The 19,512-nt window shown below is 73.7% G+C and carries 16 protein-coding genes; 4 read left to right on the forward strand and 12 right to left on the reverse strand.

Annotated features, from left to right (window positions below; genetic code table 11):
* Both ACIBAD_RS14775 and ACIBAD_RS14780 read right to left on the reverse strand, forming a co-directional pair.
* A complete protein-coding gene (locus ACIBAD_RS14775; RefSeq protein WP_398906829.1) occupies window positions 1-1,980 on the reverse strand; it encodes an IucA/IucC family protein in 1,980 nt (659 codons plus the stop codon).
* A gap of 16 nt (window positions 1,981-1,996) precedes the next feature.
* Window positions 1,997-3,436, reverse strand: coding sequence for a diaminobutyrate--2-oxoglutarate transaminase family protein (locus ACIBAD_RS14780; protein WP_398906831.1), 1,440 nt, complete (start codon window positions 3,434-3,436; stop codon window positions 1,997-1,999).
* A 270-nt stretch (window positions 3,437-3,706) separates the two neighbouring features.
* On the opposite strand from ACIBAD_RS14780, the gene ACIBAD_RS14785 reads away from it, so the two are divergent.
* Window positions 3,707-4,882, forward strand: a complete 1,176-nt coding sequence (locus ACIBAD_RS14785; protein ID WP_134070627.1) for a hypothetical protein — start codon at window positions 3,707-3,709, stop codon at window positions 4,880-4,882.
* 95 nt (window positions 4,883-4,977) lie between these two features.
* Here the strand turns inward: ACIBAD_RS14785 and hflX are convergent, their stop codons facing one another.
* The 6 genes from hflX to miaA all read right to left on the reverse strand — a co-directional run bounded on the left by hflX (window position 4,978) and on the right by miaA (window position 13,026).
* Window positions 4,978-6,483, reverse strand: a complete 1,506-nt coding sequence (hflX, locus tag ACIBAD_RS14790) for a GTPase HflX (RefSeq protein ID WP_134070629.1) — start codon at window positions 6,481-6,483, stop codon at window positions 4,978-4,980.
* Between the two features lie 169 nt (window positions 6,484-6,652).
* Entirely contained in the window at window positions 6,653-8,098 is a 1,446-nt protein-coding gene (locus ACIBAD_RS14795) for a M1 family metallopeptidase (protein WP_398906834.1), read from the reverse strand.
* A 111-nt stretch (window positions 8,099-8,209) separates the two neighbouring features.
* Window positions 8,210-10,294, reverse strand: coding sequence for an HD domain-containing protein (locus ACIBAD_RS14800; protein WP_134070633.1), 2,085 nt, complete (start codon window positions 10,292-10,294; stop codon window positions 8,210-8,212).
* A 140-nt stretch (window positions 10,295-10,434) separates the two neighbouring features.
* Complete coding sequence (gene dapF / locus ACIBAD_RS14805; protein ID WP_134070635.1) at window positions 10,435-11,310, reverse strand: diaminopimelate epimerase; 876 nt, start codon at window positions 11,308-11,310, stop codon at window positions 10,435-10,437.
* Window positions 11,311-11,419: 109 nt separating this feature from the next.
* Window positions 11,420-11,956 carry a hypothetical protein gene (locus ACIBAD_RS14810; RefSeq protein ID WP_134070637.1) on the reverse strand — a complete coding sequence of 179 codons (537 nt, stop codon included), beginning with the start codon at window positions 11,954-11,956 and terminating at the stop codon, window positions 11,420-11,422.
* Window positions 11,957-12,087: 131 nt separating this feature from the next.
* Window positions 12,088-13,026, reverse strand: coding sequence for a tRNA (adenosine(37)-N6)-dimethylallyltransferase MiaA (gene miaA / locus ACIBAD_RS14815; protein ID WP_134070639.1), 939 nt, complete (start codon window positions 13,024-13,026; stop codon window positions 12,088-12,090).
* A gap of 173 nt (window positions 13,027-13,199) precedes the next feature.
* Between miaA and ACIBAD_RS14820 the strand changes: the two genes are divergently transcribed.
* A complete protein-coding gene (locus ACIBAD_RS14820; RefSeq protein WP_134070641.1) occupies window positions 13,200-13,436 on the forward strand; it encodes a gliding motility protein in 237 nt (78 codons plus the stop codon).
* Window positions 13,437-13,459: 23 nt separating this feature from the next.
* Window positions 13,460-13,708, forward strand: coding sequence for an antitoxin (locus ACIBAD_RS14825; protein ID WP_134070643.1), 249 nt, complete (start codon window positions 13,460-13,462; stop codon window positions 13,706-13,708).
* A 61-nt stretch (window positions 13,709-13,769) separates the two neighbouring features.
* Here the strand turns inward: ACIBAD_RS14825 and ACIBAD_RS14830 are convergent, their stop codons facing one another.
* Both ACIBAD_RS14830 and miaB read right to left on the reverse strand, forming a co-directional pair.
* Window positions 13,770-14,477 (reverse strand): class III extradiol dioxygenase subunit B-like domain-containing protein, encoded by a 708-nt coding sequence (locus ACIBAD_RS14830; protein WP_398906838.1) that lies wholly within the window; start codon window positions 14,475-14,477, stop codon window positions 13,770-13,772.
* 149 nt (window positions 14,478-14,626) lie between these two features.
* A complete protein-coding gene (gene miaB / locus ACIBAD_RS14835; protein WP_398906840.1) occupies window positions 14,627-16,153 on the reverse strand; it encodes a tRNA (N6-isopentenyl adenosine(37)-C2)-methylthiotransferase MiaB in 1,527 nt (508 codons plus the stop codon).
* Between the two features lie 92 nt (window positions 16,154-16,245).
* Here miaB and ACIBAD_RS14840 point away from each other — a divergent pair, with 92 nt between their 5' ends.
* Window positions 16,246-17,241, forward strand: coding sequence for a TAXI family TRAP transporter solute-binding subunit (locus ACIBAD_RS14840; protein WP_398906842.1), 996 nt, complete (start codon window positions 16,246-16,248; stop codon window positions 17,239-17,241).
* On the opposite strand, the gene ACIBAD_RS14845 is transcribed toward ACIBAD_RS14840, so the two are convergent.
* Window positions 17,231-18,199 carry an ROK family protein gene (locus ACIBAD_RS14845; RefSeq protein ID WP_398906905.1) on the reverse strand — a complete coding sequence of 323 codons (969 nt, stop codon included), beginning with the start codon at window positions 18,197-18,199 and terminating at the stop codon, window positions 17,231-17,233. The two genes, ACIBAD_RS14840 and ACIBAD_RS14845, sit on opposite strands and share 11 nt — an antisense overlap.
* Window positions 18,200-18,325: 126 nt before the next feature.
* On the reverse strand, window positions 18,326-19,417 hold the full coding sequence (locus ACIBAD_RS14850; protein WP_398906844.1) for a LacI family DNA-binding transcriptional regulator: 1,092 nt from the start codon (window positions 19,415-19,417) through the stop codon (window positions 18,326-18,328).
* Between the last annotated feature and the right edge of the window lie 95 nt (window positions 19,418-19,512).

A 19,512-nucleotide genomic window follows, 5' to 3' on the forward strand; every position in this document is an offset into this window, starting at 1 on the left:
TCAATCGTGGAGGGGGTTGGTGATGGTGACGTAGACGGACTGGGAGTCCACGGGGCCGACGAGCTCGTCGAGGCCGCCCAGGCGGGTGAGGAGGTTCGCCTTGCAGCGCAGGGTGGGTGAGTCGAGCAGCCGTGCGGGGAGCGGTCCGAGTCCGGAGGCCTTGCCGAGGAAGCGGCGGAAGGCGGCGAGCAGGACGCGTTCGTCGGCGAGTTGCTGGGATCCGAAGGCGCCGATGAGGCCGAGCACGTTGTTGATGCCGAGGTAGTAGGTGAAGCGTTCGTCGGTGACGGCGTCGGAGACGAAGGTGTCGCTGGCGTTGCCGATACCGGGGAGTCGGCGCTCCAGTTCCGCGCGGTGGGAGGCGCGGAAGTAGTAGCCCTGGTTGTCGCGGTAGCGGCCGCCGACCGGCCAGCCGGCCGGGTCGAGGAGGACCAGCGTGTTCTGCTGGTGCGCTTCGAGGGCGATCCCGGCGAGCGCGTCGAAGGCCAGGACCGGCAGGACGACGTGGTCGAGGTAGCGCAGGAACCACTCGGCGGCGACGGCGGCCGTGGGGCGCCCGGTGGCGGCGGCAAGCCGGTGGACGGTCTCGGCCAGCCGGGAACGCATGGTGGTCCGGCCCGGCCATGGGCGGGGCGAGGTGAGTGCGGCGACGCAGACGGCGTCGTCGTGGGAGCGGAAGGGGTTGTGTCGGAGCACGGCGTCGAGTCCGGGGACGGGGATTCCGTCCGGGGCGTCGACGGCGATCCAGGCGGGGTCGCGCACGATGTCGAAGCCGGGGTGGGCCGCCTGCCACTGTTCCGCGAGGCCGGTGCGGAGCAGCCGGTGCACCTCGACGCCGCGGTGGAGTTCCTTGCGGAGGTTCTCGCGGCGGGAGTTGGTGATGCGCAGGCCCAGGGAGAGCTTGAGCATCGCCGGGGCGCCGGGGCGGTGGACGGTGCGGACGGAGGAGGTGGGGTGCCAGGGCTCGCCGAACGGGCCCAGGTCGTGCAGGAGTCCCGCGTCTCGGAGGGCGGCGACGGCGGGGCGCTGGAGCAGGTCGCGGGCCTGCCAGGGGTGCAGGGGAAGGGGGGTCGTGCCGTCGGGCAGCGGGAGCCCGGGGGTGAGCCGGCCGAGGAGCCGGGCTGCGGAGACCGGGCGGCCGCGTTCGGTCCAGGCCGAGTCGGTGGCGAGGGCGGAGGGGGCGACGGCGAGCCAGTGCAGGGGGAAGGAGCCGTGGAGTTCGGGTGAGTAGCGGCGGATCTCGGCCTCGGAGAGTCCCTCGCGGCTCTTCGGGTCCGGCTGGAGGGGGTGGCCGAGGAGGAGGGACTGTTCGGCGGTGAGGAAGAGGTCGCCGGCGACGGGTTCGGGCGGGGTGGGCCGTTCGCGCCGGTCGGCGATGAACTCGGCTGTGCGGCGCACCGAGTCGGCGACCCGGCCGACGAGGTCGGCGCCCCCGCGGCCGCGGGAGTCGCCCTCGCGGGCGAGCAGCGAGGCGAGGGTGACGGCGTCCAGGGCGGGGGCGTGGGCGGGCGTGCCTTCGAGCCGGGCGGGGCCGAAGCGGTGCCAGCCGGTGGCGGACCAGTACCGGACGCCGACGGTCAGCGCGGTGCCGGATGCGGGGAGGGGGATGCGCAGCACGCTGCCGACGGCCCCGCCGGACCGTCCGATCCCGCTCTCCCGAACCCAGCACCGCAGCAGGTTCTCCACCGCGGCGCCCTCGGCGGCGACGCCCGGATCGGGATGGTCCAGCATCTCGGCCGGCGCCCCGGGGCCGTTGCCGACCCGGGCTCGCGGTACGCCGTCCAGCCGCCGCAGCGCGCCCCCGCCGTGGTCGCTGCGGGCATCGGGGCCGCCGGGTCTGCCGGGGGCGACGGCCCATGGGGCCGGCCACGGGGTGGCTGCGGCGGTCTCCGGCGCCGGGCTGCCGGGGGCTGCGGCCGGGGCGGTGGCGGCGGTCGGGTCGGGGGCGGCGGTCGGGTCGGGGTGCGGGGCTTCGGGCACGGCGGGGTCCTTGTGGTCAGTGGGGATGGCGGGAGGCGGCGGCGGGGATGGCGTCGGACAGCCGGTCCAGGACCGCCGCGGCCTGGTCGTCGGTCAGGGTCAGCGGGGGCAGCAGCCGGACCACGCAGGCGTTGCGGCCGCCGAGTTCGACGATCAGGCCGCGGTTCAGGCACTCCTGGCGGACCGCAGCGGCGAGGGCTTGCGCCGGGGCCCCGGTGTCCGGGTCGACGAGTTCGATGCCGATCATCAGGCCGCGGCCCCGGACGTCCCCGATGCAGGGGTGCGCGGAGGCCAGGCCGCGCAGGGCGGTCAGCATCCGCTCGCCCAGGGCCGCGGCGCGCTCGGCGAGACGGTTCTCCCGCACGTACGCCAGGGTCGCCGTCCCGGCGGCCATCGCCAGCTGGTTGCCCCGGAACGTTCCGGCATGTGCTCCTGGTGCCCAGACGTCCAGGCCCGACCGGTACACGATCACCGCCAGCGGGAGGCTGCCGCCGATCGCCTTGGACAGGACCATCACGTCCGGCACCACCCCGGCGTGGTCGACGCCCCAGAAGGCGCCGGTACGGCCCACGCCCGTCTGCACCTCGTCCGCGATCAGCGGGATACCCCGGGCCTCGGTGATCTCGCGCATCCGGCGCAGCCAGGCGTCGGGGGCCGGGAGGACCCCGCCCTCGCCCTGCACCGGCTCGACGATCATCGCCGCGGGCAGGGGGACCCCGCTCTTGGGGTCGTCCAGCAGGCTCTCGGTCCAACGGGCCCCGAGCCGCGCGCCTTCGGGGCCGCCGACACCGAACGGGCAGCGGAAGTCCTGCGGGAACGGCAGCCGGGTCACCCGTACGTCCGGCGCTCCGCCGGAGGCGCCGAGGGCTCCGGCGGTCATCCCGTGGTAGGCCCCCGTGAAGGCCAGCAGCCCCGAGCGCCCGGTGGCGGTCCGGACCAGCTTGAGCGCGGCCTCGACCGCATCCGTGCCGGCGGGCCCGCAGAACTGGATCCGGGCGTCGGCGGCCAGGGCCGGCGGGAGGCAGGCGAACAGCTCCGTGGTGAAGGCGTCCTTGACCGGGGTCGCGAGGTCCAGGACGTGCAGCGGGGCTCCGGAGTCGAGGACGGCCCGTACGGCTTCGAGCACCACGGGGTGGTTGTGCCCGAGGGCGAGGGTGCCGGCCCCGGAGAGGCAGTCCAGGTAGCGCCGCCCGTCGGCGCCCTCGATGGTCAGCCCCCGGGCGCGCACCGGGACGATGGGCAGCGAGCGCGCGTACGTCCGTGCGGCTGACTCCCGCAGGGTCTGCCGCCGCAGGATGCCGTCCACCTCGCCGGGCCCCACTGCCCGAGTTCCCTGCGCCGGCACCTGCGCCGACACCTGCGCCGGCACGTGCGCGGCAGCCGCGCCCTGCTCGGTCAAAGCCACGACTCTCGGACCTCCCGCACGGACTGCTCCATCGGATTGCGCCTCGAACATGAACGCCGCCCCCCATCCCCCGTACGTACCAACGACGGTGGCGGCGGCGGATCACGGGTGGCCCGAAGATCCTTGCCCGGCCGGTACTTCGCCCCGGAACCGCCCGGAGTGCGCGGCCTCTGCCGGTCGCGGAACCGCGGCCCCGGGCTGTGCCGTCCCCAACGGCAGCGGCATAGTGGGGTGCTGCACTCGGCGGCCCGCACCTCGCGTGCCCCACCTACCTCAACTGCACCGCGTCTGACACCCAGAATCACCAGGGGGATTCACGACATGCGACCGAACCGACCGGTCACCGCGATCCTGTGCGCGGCGGCACTCGCCATGACCGCCGCGGCCTGCGGACCCGGCGACGGGGAGGCCGGCGGCGACGCCAAGCCGACCGTGGCGGCGAGCCTCCCGTCCGGAGTCGACGGGATCAAGATCCCGGACCAGCTCAAGGAGAAGCTCAAGCAGCACGGCATCGACCTGGAGAAGTGGAAGGGGGGTGCGTGGAAGAACTGGAAGCAGGAGGACTGGCTCCGCGAGGCGGGCGACTACATCAACCCGATCATCGAGGACCTCTGGGACCCGGACCGGATGCGTGAGGCCGACAAGACCCCGCAGCCCCCGGCCGTCGACCCCGACGCCGGCAAGGACCAGGGAGTCACCGACCCGACCCCGGCGCCGGTGCAGGCCAAGGCCGCCAACGCGCCGTACCACACCAGCGTTCCCGTGTCCGGCAAGGTGTTCTTCGACGGACCCGAGGGCTCCATGGTCTGCTCGGCGACCGTGGTGAAGGACCCGGCGCACCCCGGCAAGTCGAACATGGTCTGGACGGCCGGTCACTGCGTGCACGCGGGCAAGTCCGGCGGCTGGTACCGCAACATCGCCTTCGTCCCCTCCTACAACAACGCGGGCAAGCCGGCCGCGCAGCTCAAGGGCGCCCCGCGCGAGCAGGTGGCACCGTACGGCGTGTGGTGGAGCGACTGGGCGCAGACCTCGGACCAGTGGATCGCTAACGGCGGTCCGACCGGCGGCGCGGGCGCCCCGTACGACTTCGCGGTGCTGCACGTGACCCCGGAGAAGAGCACGGGGAAGTCCCTGGAGGAGACCGTCGGTGCGGCGCTCCCGGTGGAGTTCAACGCCCCGGCGGTGCCGAAGGTCGCGGGCATCACGGCGACCGGCTACCCGGCGGCGGCCCCGTTCGACGGCCAGAAGGCCTTCCAGTGCACCGACAAGCCGGGCCGGCTGTCGCTCGCCGCGAACTCCCCGGTGATGTACCGGATCGGCTGCACGATGACCGGCGGCTCCTCCGGCGGCGGCTGGGTGGCCGCGGGCAGTGACGGCAAGCCGGCGCTGGTGTCGAACACCTCGATCGGCCCCGCCAAGGCGGGCTGGCTGGCCGGACCCCGGCTGGGCCCGGAGGCCAAGGGGATCTTCGACGCCGTGAGCGCCAAGTTCAAGTAGGCGGGTAGCCGCAGTCCCGTCCGCATTCCGCATGCACGGAAAACGGAGGGCCCCCTGCACCGCAGGGGGCCCTCCGCCTTGCATCCGGCCGCGCGTTACCGCTTCGCCGGCACGTACGGCGCCAGGTCCGACGCCAGTTCCTGGTGCACCCGTACCTTGAGCAGGGTGCCCTCCGGAGTGTGCTCCTCGGAGATCACCTCGCCCTCGGCGTGGGCCCGGGCGACCAGCGAGCCGCGCGTGTACGGCACCAGCGCCTCGACCTCGACCTCGGGCCGCGGCAGCTCGGAGTCGATGAGCGCGAGGAGCTCCGCGATGCCCTGTCCCGTGCGCGCCGAGACGGCGATGGAGTGCCGTTCGATCCGCAGCAGCCGCTGCAGTACGAGCGGGTCCGCCGCGTCGGCCTTGTTGATCACCACGATCTCGGGCACGTTGACCGCGCCGACCTCGCGGATGACCTCGCGGACGGCCGCCAGCTGTTCCTCCGGGGCGGGGTGCGAGCCGTCCACGATGTGCAGGATGAGGTCGGAGTCGCCGACCTCCTCCATCGTGGAGCGGAACGCCTCGACCAGGTGGTGGGGCAGGTGCCGGACGAAGCCGACCGTGTCGGCCAGCGTGTAGATCCGGCCTGACGGCGTCTCGGCCCGGCGCACGGTCGGGTCGAGGGTGGCGAACAGTGCGTTCTCCACCAGCACGCCCGCGCCCGTGAGGCGGTTGAGCAGCGAGGACTTGCCGGCGTTGGTGTAGCCGGCGATGGCGACCGAGGGCACCTTGTTGCGGCGACGCTCCTGCCGCTTGATGTCGCGGCCGGTCTTCATCTCCGCGATCTCCCGGCGCATCTTCGCCATCTTCTCGCGGATCCGGCGCCGGTCCGTCTCGATCTTGGTCTCACCGGGGCCTCGGGTGGCCATGCCGCCACCGCCGCCGCCACCCATCTGCCGGGACAGCGACTGACCCCAGCCGCGCAGACGCGGCAGCATGTACTGCATCTGCGCGAGGGCGACCTGCGCCTTGCCCTCTCGGGACTTGGCGTGCTGGGCGAAGATGTCGAGGATCAGGGCGGTCCGGTCGACCACCTTGACCTTGACGACGTCCTCAAGGGCGATGAGCTGGCCGGGGCTGAGCTCGCCGTCGCAGACGACGGTGTCGGCTCCGCTCTCCAGCACGATGTCGCGCAGTTCGCGGGCCTTGCCCGAGCCGATGAAGGTGGCCGGGTCCGGCTTGTCACGGCGCTGGATCACACCGTCGAGTACGAGGGCGCCGGCCGTCTCGGCGAGGGCGGCGAGCTCCGCGAGGGAGTTCTCGGCGTCCTGCACCGTGCCGGAGGTCCAGACGCCCACCAGCACGACGCGCTCCAGGCGCAGCTGCCGGTACTCGACCTCGGTGACGTCTTCGAGCTCGGTGGAGAGGCCGGCCACGCGGCGCAGCGCCGCGCGCTCGGAGCGCTCGAACTGCTCGCCGTCCCGGTCTCCGTCGACCTCGTGGCTCCAGGCGACGTCCTCTTCCATCAGGGCGTCGGCCCGGAGGCTCTCGGTGAAGCTCTGCGAGTCCGGCACGTCCCGTGCGTCCCGCGCGTCCTGGGAAGGGGAAGAAGAGGAGGTCATTGGATCCTTACGTCGAAATCGAATGCGGTCGTGTCACGCATGGCCGTGGCCAGTCGCAACAGTGACTCTCACACTGTCACGTCCAACGTGTCACATCGCCGGGAGATTCCCCCGGCCTGCGGCTCCGTCGATCGGCCCTGTCGATGGTGACATGCCCGCTCCCCGGGGGTCACACGCTTTTCGGCCCGCCCCACTCCGGGTGCCCGGGCATCGCCGGGGTCGTCTTCCCGTACAGCCAAGGGTTCAGGAAGGCGGTGAGGTCCCGTCCGGCCACCTCCGAGGCCAGGCGTACGAAGTCCTCCGTGCCGGCGGTCCCGTCCTTGTACTCCGCCACCCAGCGCCGCTCGACCCGGTCGAAGGCCTTCACGCCGATCTCCTGCCGCAGCGCGTACAGCGCCAGCGCGGCCCCGTCGTAGACCGCCGGCCGGAACAGCCCGATCTTCTCGCCGGGGGCGGGGGCCTTCGGTGCGGCCGGGGCCCCGCCGGCCGCCCGCCACTGGTCGGAGCGCTGGTACGCCTCGCGCATGCGCCGCTCCATGGAGTACTTGCCGAGGCCGTCCGCGTACAGGGCCTCGTACCAGGTGGCGTGGCCCTCGTTGAGCCACAGGTCGGACCAGGTCCGCGGGGTGACGCTGTCGCCGAACCACTGGTGGGCCAGCTCGTGGACCATCACGGCCTCGACGTACCACTCGGGGTAGCCGGTCCCCGAGAACAGGCCGCTCTCGAAGAGCGAGAGCGTCTGCGTCTCCAGCTCGAACCCGGTCTTCGCCTTGGCGATCAGCACGCCGTAGTTCTCGAAGGGGTACCTCCCGACGCGCGCCTCCATCCACTGGACGTGCTTGGCCGTCTTCTTCAGCCAGGGCTCCAGGCGTGCCCGGTCCGCGGCCGGGACCACGCTGCGCAGCGGCAGCCCGTGCGGACCGGCGGCCCCCACCACTGCCGAGTCGCCGATGGAGACCTGCGCGAGCTCGGTGGCCATCGGGTGCAGGGTGCGGTACGTCCAGGTGGTCGTGCCCGCGGCCCGGGGGGCCGGGAGGGCGCCCGCCACCCCGTTGGCCACGGCGGTCAGACCGGCCGGGGCGGTGATCCGGAAAGTGAAGTACGCCTTGTCCGCCGGGTGGTCGTTGCACGGGAAGACCCGGTGGGCGGCGTCGGCCTGGTTGGCCATCGCCAGCCCGTCCTCGGTGGGCACCCAGCCCCCGTCGGCGATGCCGCGCGGATCGCTGGTGTGGCGGATCTCGATGTGCAGCGGCACGTTCGCCGTGACCGGGCTGGCCGGAGTGAGCACGAGGTCCTCCCCGACGCTCTCGAACTGCGCCGGCTCGCCGTTGACCTGGGCCGATGCCACGGTGCCGTGGCTGAAGTCCAGGTTGACCCGCTCCAGCGGCTCCAGCGCGCGGGCGTCGATGACGGTGACGGCGTCGAGCGGGCTCTTGTTGTGCTTGTAGGCGAAGGACAGGTCGTACGAGAGGACGTCGTACCCGGGGTTCCCGAGCTCCGGGAACAGCGGGTCGCCGATGCCCAGTGCCTTCGGCGGGGGCAGCACGGCGGCGACGAGGGTGAGGGAGGCCGCTGCCAGCAGGGCGGCGCGCAGGCGCGGGGAGGAGAGCTGCATCCCCCACCGCTTACCAGCGCCCGCCTCCCTCCCGCGTACGGCGCGCGACGGTTCCACCCGAACGGGACCTTCCGCGGCCGCGTGCCCGGTTCCAGGGCCGCGGCGCCGCTTCTACGCCCGGCGCACGTCGTAGACCCCCGGTACGTCCCGCATGGCCCGCATGAGGGAGGGCAGCCCGGTCGCGTCGGGCAGTTGCAGGGTGTACGTGTGCCGGACCCGCTGCTCCACGGGGGGTTCCACGGTCGCGGAGACCACCTCGACCCCTTCGCGGGCGATGGCCTCGGTCAGGTCGGCCAGCAGGTGCGGGCGGCCGAACGATTCGGCGAGCAGCGTGACCCGGCAGTCGGCCGTGGCCCGCCAGTGCACGGCGACGGAGGTCCGCCCCAGCGCGCGCATCTGGGCCACCGCGGCGCAGTGGATGCGGTGGACGGTGACGGCCCCGCCCCGTACGACGAACCCGGCCACGGCGTCCGGCGGCACGGGCGTGCAGCAGCCGGCCAGCCGTACGGTGGCGTCCGGCAGGTCGGCGACGGCGTTGCCGCCGCCGCCCCGGGCGCCGACCACGGACAGGGGTGCCCGGGCGGGCGTGGCGGCGGGCTTCACGGTGTCGGGGTGGGCCTGGAGCCAGCTGCCGATGGCGATCCGGGCGGCCGGGGTCCTGGCGTGCTCCAGCCAGTCGGCGGCGGGCCCCGAGGAGGCGTCCTGGGCGAGCAGCAGCTGCACGGTGTCCCCGTCGGACAGCCGGGAGGCCAGAGAGGTGAGGCGCCCGTTGACCCGGGCGCCGATACAGCCGTGGGCCGCCTCGCCGTGCTGCGCGTAGGCGGCGTCGATACAGCTGGCCCCGGCGGGCAGGCCGAGCGTCCCGCCGTCGGCCCGGAAGACGGTGATCTCCCGGTCCTGTGCCAGCTCGGCGCGCAGCACGCTCCAGAAGGTGTCGGGGTCGGGCGCGGACTGCTGCCAGTCGAGGAGGCGCGAGAGCCAGCCGGGCCGGGTCGGGTCGACCCGCTCCTCGTCGCAGTCGGGGGCGGCCTCGGCGGCCGGGGCGGTGGCGTAGGGGTTGCCGAGGGCGACGACCCCGGCCTCGGCGACCCGGTGCATCTGCCGGGTGCGGACGATGACTTCGGCCACGTACCCCTCGGGCGTGGCGACGGCGGTGTGCAGCGACTGGTAGAGGTTGAACTTCGGGGCGGCGATGAAGTCCTTGAACTCCGAGACGACCGGGGTGAAGCAGGTGTGCAGCTCGCCCAGCGCCGCGTAGCAGTCGGCGTTCTCGCCGACGAGGACGAGGATGCGGCCGAAGTCGGAGCCGCGCAGCTCGCCGCGTGTGAGGGCGATCCGGTGCACGGAGACGAAGTGCCGGGGGCGTACGACCACCTCGGCGGCGATCCCGGCCTCCCGCAGCACGGCGCGTACGGACTCGGCGATGGCGGGCAGCGGGTCGCGCTCCCCCGCGTGGGCCGCGATGAGCGCGCGGGTGTGCTCGTACTCCTCGGGGTGCAGGATCGCGAAGACGAGGTCTTCCAGCTCGGTCTTGAGGGCCTGTACGCCGAGCCGTTCGGCGAGCGGGATGAGGACGTCGCGGGTGACCTTGGCGATGCGCGCCTGTTTCTCGGGGCGCATCACGCCGAGGGTGCGCATGTTGTGCAGCCGGTCGGCGAGTTTGATGGACATGACGCGGACGTCGTTGCCGGTGGCGACGAGCATCTTGCGGAAGGTCTCGGGCTCGGCGGCGGCCCCGTAGTCGATCTTCTCGACCTTGGTGACGCCGTCCACGATGAAGCAGACCTCGTCGCCGAATTCCGCGCGGACCTGATCGAGGGTCACCTCGGTGTCCTCGACCGTGTCGTGGAGCAGAGAGGCCGTCAAGGTGGTGGTCTCCGCGCCGAGTTCGGCGAGGATCAGGGTGACGGCGAGCGGGTGTGTGATGTACGGCTCACCGCTTTTGCGCATCTGGCCGCGGTGCGAGGACTCCGCGAGCACGTACGCGCGGCGCAGGAGCGAGAGGTCCGCGTCCGGATGGTGGGCGCGGTGCGCCTCGGCCACGTGGCCGATGGCGTCGGGGAGCCGGTCTCGGGACGTGGGTCCGAGAAGGGCCGCGCGCCCGAGTCGTCGCAGGTCAAGGCGGGTCCGGCCTCGTCTGCGGAGTTCAGGGCGCGCTTCGGGGCGTGCTTCGGGGTTCGTGGCCTCTGCACTCATGGGCACCTCCGGCGGCTTCGACCGGCGGTGGCGGGCATGGGGTGAGCCCTCAGGGCCGGTGCCTGATGCTACCGACCCCACCACGTGGCGCAGTCCGCCTCTCGCTCAGCGTGAAACGGATCACCCATTAGAGGGAAGCCTCAGCCGAAAGCCGTTTCGGTGAGCCAGGCCGCGTCGAACTCGCCCGCGGCGACGATGACGGCAGCTCCCGTCATGTCGATCTGCCCGTCGGGGTGTTCGGTGATGACGAGGGTGCCGCCGGGGAGGTCGACGGTGTACGTGACGGGCTCGCCGGTGACGGCCGGGTCGGCGCCGTCGCGGCGGATGGCGGCCACGGCGACGGCGCAGGCGCCGGTGCCGCAGGAGCGGGTCTCGCCGGAGCCGCGCTCGTGGACGCGCATGGCGACGTGCCGGGGGCCGCGGTCGACGACGAACTCCACGTTGACCCCCGTCGGGTAGACCTCGGCCGGGCTGACCGGGGGCGGGTCGAGCAGCCTTCCGGCGTGGTCCAGGCTGTCAACGAACGCGACGGCGTGCGGGTTCCCCATGTTGACGTTGCGGGCGGGCCAGGCGCGGTCGCCGACGCTCACGGTGACCTGCTCCTCGGGGAGGACGGCACGGCCCATGGAGACCGTCACGTCGCCGCTCTTGTCGAGGTGCACCCGCTTGACGCCGCCGCGGGTGGCGATGGCGAGGTCGCCGGGCTCGACGTGGCCGGCGTACTGGAGGTAGCGGGCGAAGACGCGGACGCCGTTGCCGCACATCTCGGCGATGGAGCCGTCGCTGTTGCGGTAGTCCATGAACCACTCGGCCTCGTCGGCCAGGTGCGCGGCCTCGGGGTGCGCGGCGGACCGGACCACGTGCAGCACGCCGTCCGCGCCGATGCCGGCGCGCCGGTCGCACAGCTTCGCGACGGCGGTCGCGGGCAGCTCGACGGCGTTGTCCGGGTCCGGAACGATCACGAAGTCGTTCTCGGTGCCGTGGCCCTTGAGGAAGGAGAGGCTCGTCTGCGTCACGCGCCCATGGTAACCAGCGGGGCGTTCGGGCAGGTGGGCGGCGCCCTCGGGAGCCGCGGCGGGCGGGGCGGGGCCCCGGCCGGCTCGGGCGGGATCCCGAAGGGGCGGTCTACCGCAGCCGCGCGACCCGGTACACGGCCAGGGCCACGACGGCCAGCGCGACCAGGGCGTACAGCCCCGCCATGCGCCAGTCGGGGCGGCGGCCGCTGCCCCGGGCCGGGAGCCCGGGCCAGGTGTGGCCGACGCGGCGGGCGGCCATCATCCCCCAGCCGCCGGCGCAGGAGCAGATGAGGAAGCCGAGCATGGCGACCACGGCTCCGCCGTCGCCGAACTCGAAGGCGAGGGGGAAGGCGAACATCAGGGAGCCGGCGGCGGCCAGCATCACGATCGGGGCGATCTGCCAGATGCGCAGGCGGGGCTGCGGGCGCAGCTCGACCTCGAACTCGGGACCGGCGGCGGCCTCCGCCTCGGCGGTGTCCGGTGCGTCCGGGCCGTCGGGGGTCAGCCGTGCGGGATCGGCGGGCAGGCCGAGGGCCTCGGGCTCGGGAGCCTCGGCGCCGGCGGCTGCCGGGTGGCTGCCCCAGAGCGCCTCGTCCGCTTCCTGCCTCGTACCGTCCTGCCCGGTGTCGCGAGGGCCGGCCTCCATCGCCACGCGCCCTCCCCACTCGGACTTCGTACGCCGTTGTTCACCGCCGGTGACCGCACCCGCGGAATTTGATGATGGCACGGCTCAGGGCCCCGAACGGGCGCGAGGGGCGTCCCGATGCCATCACGTGATCAGGCTGTGACCGGTCGTTCGACCAACGACTGCGCGAGTCCGAGGAGTTCCCCCCGGTCCGCGACGGCGCCGCTGAGCCAGTGCACACGGGGGTCCCGGCGGAACCAGGAGTCCTGTCGGCGGGCGAACCGCTTGGTGGCCCGTACGGTCTCGGCCCGGGCCTCGTCCTCGGTGCACTCGCCGGCCAGGGCGGCCAGCACCTGCTGGTAGCCGAGCGCCCTGGAAGCGGTGACTCCGTCACGCAGGCCCTGCGCCTCCAGCGTGCGGACCTCGTCGACGAGCCCGGCCTCCCACATCCGGTCCACCCGCAGGGCGATCCGCTCGTCGAGCTCCGGCCGGGCCACGTCCACGCCGATCTGCACGGTCTCGTAGACCGACTCGTGGCCGGGGAGGTTCGCGGTGAACGGCTTCCCGGTGATCTCGATGACCTCCAGGGCCCGGACGATGCGGCGGCCGTTGCTCGGCAGGATCGCCTGGGCGGCGGCCGGGTCGGCGGCGGCGAGGCGGGCGTGCAGGGCGCCGGGGCCGCGCAGCGTGACCTCCGCCTCCAGCCGGGCCCGGACCTCCGGGTCGGTGCCGGGGAACTCCATGGCGTCGAGGGCGCCGCGGACGTAGAGGCCCGATCCGCCGACGAGGACCGGCGTACGCCCCTGGGCGAGCAGCTTGTCGATTTCGGCGCGGGCCAGGCGCTGGTATTCGGCGACGCTCGCGGTCTCGGTCACGTCCCAGATGTCGAGCAGGTGGTGCGGGACGCCGCCGCGCTCCTCGGTCGTCAGCTTGGCGGTGCCGATGTCCATCCCCCGGTACAGCTGCATGGAATCGGCGTTGACGACTTCGCCGTCGAAATGGCGGGCCAGGGCTACGCCCAGATCGGACTTTCCGGCCGCGGTGGGGCCGACGACGGCGATGACCCGCGGAGCGGGGGCTGCATTGCTCACCGCCCCAGTCTCGCAGCCCCCGGTCAAGACACCGGCATGTACCCGATCGAGTTACGTGACGGGGTGATGGCGGGGTCGTTGCCCTGGCGGGGTTCCGCCGGGTGCACGCCCGGCGGAGGCCGGGCCGCACAAGGCGGAACTTCACCCGCACGAGTAGCGTTATGGGAGTAGACATGGGCGTTTTTAGTCGGTTTCGCCGCAAGGTCGCGGAAGCGCGCACGGAGGAAGCCGCGGCCGCGACCGTGACGGCGGAGTCCGAGGCCGCGGTCGTCGAGAACGAGGCGGAGACCGGGGTCGAGGCCGGGTCGGCTGAGCCGGAGGGCGCCGCGCCGGAGGGCGTGGAGATCCCGAAGCAGCAGTCGGCGGAGAAGGCCGCGGACAGCGAGGCCGGCGAAGGCGCCCGTAAGTAGCTACCGCCATTGGAAGGTGACCCATGGGCCTGCTGGACACGCTGAAGGCCAAGCTCGCACCGGCGAAGGAGAAGGTCGGCGACCTCGCGCAGCAGCACGAGGGGAAGATCGGCCAGAACCTCGACAAGGTGGCCAGGGCCGTGGACTCCAAGACCAAGGGCAAGTACCACGGCCACATCGAGTCCGGCACGAGCAAGGCGAAGGACGCCCTGGGCAAGATCGCGCACAAGGACGCACCCGGCGGGCCGACGCCGCCGCCTGCGTCTTCCTGACGGGGTCAGCGGAAGGGGCGCGGGTTCGGCCGAACCCGCGCCCCTTCCTCGTGGGCGCCGGTCAGGACCAGGTGGCGACGAAGTAGCCGACCCCGTACGGGGCGTCCTCGTACAGCAGCCTCCCGTCGAGGCCCGCGCCCTCGGCCGCGCCGGCCAGCACCTGCCAGGGGGCGCGGCCGGCGGCCTTGAGCTCGTACGCGAGCCCGGCGTCGAGGGCGGAGAGCGCGGTCACGTCGGCCCCGGCCAGCGCGCGGGCCGCGGCGGCGTCGAAGGCGGCGGCGCGGTCGTCGAGGTACCCGGGGGCCTTCAGGGTGCGGCAGGCGCTGCCGTCGCCCATGACGAGGAGCGCGACGCGCGCCTCGCGCGCGGCGAGCCCCCGGCCGGCTTCCAGGCACCGCGCGGTGTCGAGGGGTTCCCCGACGCCCAGCCCTTCGACGGGGGCGGCGCCCCAGCGGGCGTGCCGCAGCAGCCACGCGCCGACGGCCAGGGACGGCGGCAGCAGGCGCGGCCCCTCTTCGCCCTCCCCGAGCCGTACGTCGGCCTCGACCCCGAAGCCGTGGAAGGTGCCCCGGGAGCCCTGGGGGTAGGGCCCGCGGTGGTCCTGGTCGGCGGCGCCGACGACGACCAGGAGGTCGGGGCGGGACGCGGCGAGCACCGCGAGCGCGTCGGAGCAGGCGGTACGGGCGTCCGCGAGCTCCGGGGCGGCCCCGGCGGCGACCTCGGGCACGAGCAGGGGCGGGGCGGGGCACACGGCGGCGGCAACAAGCATGATCCGCACCCTAGCCCCGCGCGGCCGCCCGCGGGGCACCGCCGGGCCACTCCCGGCCCGGGCGCTCCGCCCCCCTGGACCGCGAGCCTGTGAAGCCCGCTCACCCCGAAGCCGCGCCCGAACGCCGGCGGGGCCGGAAGGCGCAGCCGTCAGGAAGACGCCGGCAGGGCGCAGCCCGAAGTCGCCTCGGGGAGGGGGGTGGGGACGCCCAGGGTGGGGATGCCCAGCATGACGCCCTGCGGCTGCGCGGGGGCCGCGTTGCGCTTCTCCCAGGCATCGCCCGCACGCGTGCGGCGTACGGACCGTGTCGGGCCCTCCGCCAGGAGGTGGTGCGGGGCCGCGTAGGTGATGTCCACCGTCACCACGTCACCGGGGCGGACCTCCCCGTCCGGCTTGGTGAAGTGCACCAGCCGGTTGTCGGGCGCCCGCCCGGACAGCCGGTGCGTCGCGCCGTCCTTGCGGCCCTCGCCCTCCGCGACCATGACCTCCAGCGTCCGCCCGACCTGCTTCTTGTTCTCCTCCCAGGAGATCTCCTCCTGGAGGGCGACCAGCCGCATGTAGCGCTCCTGGACGACCTCCTTCGGGATCTGCCCCTCCATGTCCGCCGCCGGGGTCCCGGGGCGCTTGGAGTACTGGAAGGTGAAGGCGTTCGCGAAGCGCGCCTGGCGCACCGTGTGCATCGTCTGCTCGAAGTCCTCCTCCGTCTCGCCGGGGAAGCCCACGATGATGTCGGTGGAGATCGCGGCGTGCGGAATGGCGGCGCGGACCTTCTCGATGATCCCGAGGAAGCGCTCCTGCCGGTACGAGCGGCGCATCGCGCGCAGGATGGTGTCCGAACCGGACTGCAGCGGCATGTGCAGCTGCGGCATCACGTTCGGGGTCTCGGCCATCGCCGCGATCACGTCGTCCGTGAAGTCCCGCGGGTGCGGAGAGGTGAACCGGACCCGCTCCAGCCCCTCGATCTGCCCGCACGCCCGCAGCAGCTTGGAGAACGCCTCCCGGTCCCCGAGGTCGGACCCGTACGCGTTCACGTTCTGCCCGAGCAGGGTGATCTCGGAGACGCCCTCGGCGACCAGGGCCTCCACCTCGGCGAGGATGTCGCCGGGCCGCCGGTCCTCCTCCTTGCCCCGAAGCGCCGGGACGATGCAGAAGGTGCAGGTGTTGTTGCAGCCGACGGAGATCGAAACCCATGCGGCGTAGGCGGACTCACGCCGCGTCGGCAGCGTGGAGGGGAACGCCTCCAGCGACTCGGCGATCTCGACCTGCGCCTCCTCCTGGACGCGGGCGCGCTCCAGCAGCACGGGCAGCTTGCCGATGTTGTGCGTGCCGAAGACCACGTCGACCCAGGGGGCCCGCTGGACGATCGTGTCGCGGTCCTTCTGCGCGAGGCAGCCGCCGACGGCGATCTGCATGCCGGGGCGCTTGGTCTTCATCGGGGCGAGACGGCCGAGGTTGCCGTACAGCTTGTTGTCGGCGTTCTCCCGCACGGCGCAGGTGTTGAACACCACGACGTCGGCGTCACCGTCGGAGCCCTCGGGCGCCCGCGTGTAGCCCGCGCCCTCCAGCAGACCGGACAGCCGCTCGGAGTCGTGCACGTTCATCTGGCACCCGTAGGTGCGCACCTCGTATGTTCCCTTGACGTCCACTGCCGTGCTCCGGTCGCTGCTGCTGGTCATGGAACAAGGGTAGGCGGTGCCCGGAACCGCTCCGGCCCCCTCCGCCGCGGGCGGGCCGTGACAGCGGCCCCGCCCGGTGGCAGGATCGCCGCATGGCTCACGTACCGCCCCGCATCCGCAGGCGCACCGCCCTGTGGGGGCTGGTGGCCGTACTGGCGGTGCTCGGGCTGCTCGCCTGGTGGCTGAGGCCCTTCGGGGAGCCGGAGCTGCGGGGCGGGCTGACCTTCAGCACGGGGGTGCGCACCGGCGTCTACCACCGCTACGGCCAGCTGCTGGAGCAGGCCCTGGCCCGGGACATGCCCGGCATGAAGGTGGCGCTGCAGCCCAGCGAGGGCTCGCAGGAGAACCTCCGGCGGGTGGCCACCGGGAAGGCCGACTTCACCATCGCGACCGCGGACGCGGTCTCCAAGTACCGGGCCGACGGAAAGCCGGGCGCCGAGCAGCTGCGCGGCGTGGCACGCCTCTACGACGACTACGTGCAGCTCGTGGTGCCGGCCGGCTCGGACGTGCAGTCGGCGCGGGACCTGAAGGGCAAGCGGGTCGCGATCGGCCAGCCTGGATCGGGCGTGCGGTTGATCTCCGAGCGGCTGCTGGCGGCGGCCAAGCTGGACCCGGCACGGGACATCACCCCGGTGTCGATCGGCATCGACACCATGCCGGCGGAGCTGGAGGCGGGCCGGATCGACGCCTTCTTCTGGTCCGGCGGCCTGCCGACGCAGGCGGTGCGCGAGTTGTCGGAGCGGTACGACATCCGGCTCGTGCAGCTCGGCGACCTGGTGGAGTCGCTCCAGGCGAGCGGGACCCCGGCGCGGTACTACCGGGCGGCGGTGATGCCGCAGGACGCGTACGCCCGGGCCCGGAACACCTCGTCGGTGGCGACCCTTGCCGTGCCGAACCTGCTGGTCACGACCGAGGCGACGGATCCGGAGCTGACCGAGCAGTTCACCCGCACGGTGATCCTCAGCCGCGACCGGATCGGGCACGAGGTGCACGCCGCTCAGCTGGTGGACCTGCGTACGGCGATCTACACGGAGCCGTTGGACCTGCACGAGGGCGCGCAGCGGTACTACCGGTCGGTCAAGCCGTAGGTCCCGACGGGGCCGCCGGCCCATCCGGGAGCAGCATCACCGCCGCCGCAGCGGCCCCGATCAGCCCCGCGTGCGTCCCCAGGGCTGCCGGGACCACCCGCAGCCCGCTCACGAAGGACAGCGAGGCGTAGTCGGCCAGGTGCGCGCGGACCGGCGCGAACAGCGTGTCCCCCGACGTGGCGACGCCCCCGCCGATGACCGCGATGTCCGTTTCGACCAGCGTCGCGGTGGCGGCGATGGCGGCGGCCAGAGCCCGCCCCGCGCGGTCGAAGGCGGCCACGGCGACGGGGTCCCCGGCCGCGGCGGCGACGGCCACGCCCGCCGCCGAGCGGTCCCCGTCGGGGCCTGTCGGGGTCCAGCCCTGGGCGAGGGCCCAGCGGGCGATGGCGGTACCGGACGCGATGGACTCCACGCAGCCGCGGCTGCCGCACACGCACGGCTCACCGTCGAAGGCCACGCTGATGTGGCCGATGTGACCGGCGTTGCCGGTGGGGCCCGGGTGGAGTCGGTTGTTCAGGATCAGCCCGCCGCCCACCCCGGTGGAGACCACCATGCACAGGGCGTTCGCGTGGCCCCGGGCCGCGCCCAGCCAGTGCTCGGCGGCGGTCATCGCCACACCGTCGCCGGCGAGCACGGTCGGCAGCACCGCCCCGTGCCGGGCCAGTTCGGCCTCGACCCCGGCCTGGATGGGGAACTCCCGCCACGCCCCGATGTTCACCGGGCTCACCGTGCCGCGCGAGGTGTCCACGGGGCCCGCGCTGCCGATGCCGCAGCGGACCGCAGAGGGCCACAGCGGGGAGAGCGCCAGCTCGGCGACGACCTCGGCGACGGCGGCGAAGACGCCGTCTGCGTCCGCGCCGCGCGGGGTCGGGCGGCGGGTGGTGGCCGTCATCGTGCCGTCGGGGTGCACCAGCGCGCCGGCGATCTTCGTGCCGCCGATGTCGATGGCCACCGTCAGACCGGCGGCCGGCTCCCCGGCCGCCGCAGGGGCGTCAACAGCGACAGCGGCATCGACGGCGGCCTGCGGTGCGGGCACGTCGGAGGTGGGACTGGTCACGGAAGCGGCTCCAGGAAGGGGTCGGAATCAGTATGCGGCCGCCGGCGGGGCCGTACTCTCCCGGGGCTCCAGCCGCGGCCGCTCGCTCTCCCGTGCCCGGGGCGGGCTCCCGGCGAGTACGGCGAGCAGCTCCTCGGCGGCGAGCCGGCCGAACCCCGCGGTGTCGCGTACGAGCGCGGTGAGCCGGGGGTGGGTGACCCGGCACAGCGCCGAGTCGTCCCAGGCGACCATGGAGATCCGGCCGGGGACCGCGATGCCCAGCTCGGCGGCGACGGCGATGCCGGCCACCGCCATCACGTCGTTGTCGTAGACGAGGGCGGTCGGCGGTTCGGGCTCGGCGAGGACCCGGCGGGTGGCGGCCGCCCCCTCGGCGTCGGAGTAGTCGGTGACCACCGAGCGCACGTGCTCCGGGTCCAGCCCGCGCGCCTCGGCCTCGGCGCGCAGCGAGGCCATGCGGCGGGCGGTGTGGGCGAGGCCGGGCAGCCCGGCGATGTGGGCGATCCGCCGGTGGCCCAGCCCGCAGAGGTGGTCCACGACCTGGGCCATGGCCCGGGCGTCGTCGGCCCAGACGGTGGACAACGCCCCACTCCCGCCCGGCCCACTCCCGCCCGGCCCACTTCCGCCCGGCCCGCTCGCGCCGCCCGTCGTCCCGCCCGCGCCGCCGACCACCACGGCCGGGAGCCCGAGTTGCGCCAGGAGCTCCGGCCGCGGGTCGTCCGTACGCGGGTCCACGACGAGGACCCCGTCCACGCGCCGCTCGGCCCACCAGCGGCGGTACACGGCGCATTCGCCGTCGATGCCGTCCACGACCTGGAAGAGCAGCGCGACCCGGCCGGCGGAGAGCACCTCCTGGATACCCGAGACCAGTTGGAGGAAGAAGGACTCGACGCCGAGGGTCTGGGCGGGCCGGGCGAGCACCAGCCCGACGGCGCCGGAGCGCTCACCGGACAGGGCCCGCGCCGCGCTGTTGGGCTGCCAGCCGAGTTCCTCGGCGACCCGGCGGATCCGGGCGCGGGTGTCCCGGGAGACGCCGGGCCGGTCGTTGAGAGCGAACGACACGGCGCTCTCGGACACCCCGGCCCGCCGGGCGATGTCCTTGATGGTGGGTCGACGCGCCATGCCCAGCCTGCCTGTTCTTCGCCCCGATGGGCCGGTCCATCGCTGTTCGCTGTCCTTTTCCGGACGCTTTCCCGCACCCTGACTAAACCGCATTA

This window comes from Streptomyces sp. NPDC051109, assembly GCF_044455885.1.
Lineage (GTDB): Bacteria > Actinomycetota > Actinomycetes > Streptomycetales > Streptomycetaceae > Streptomyces.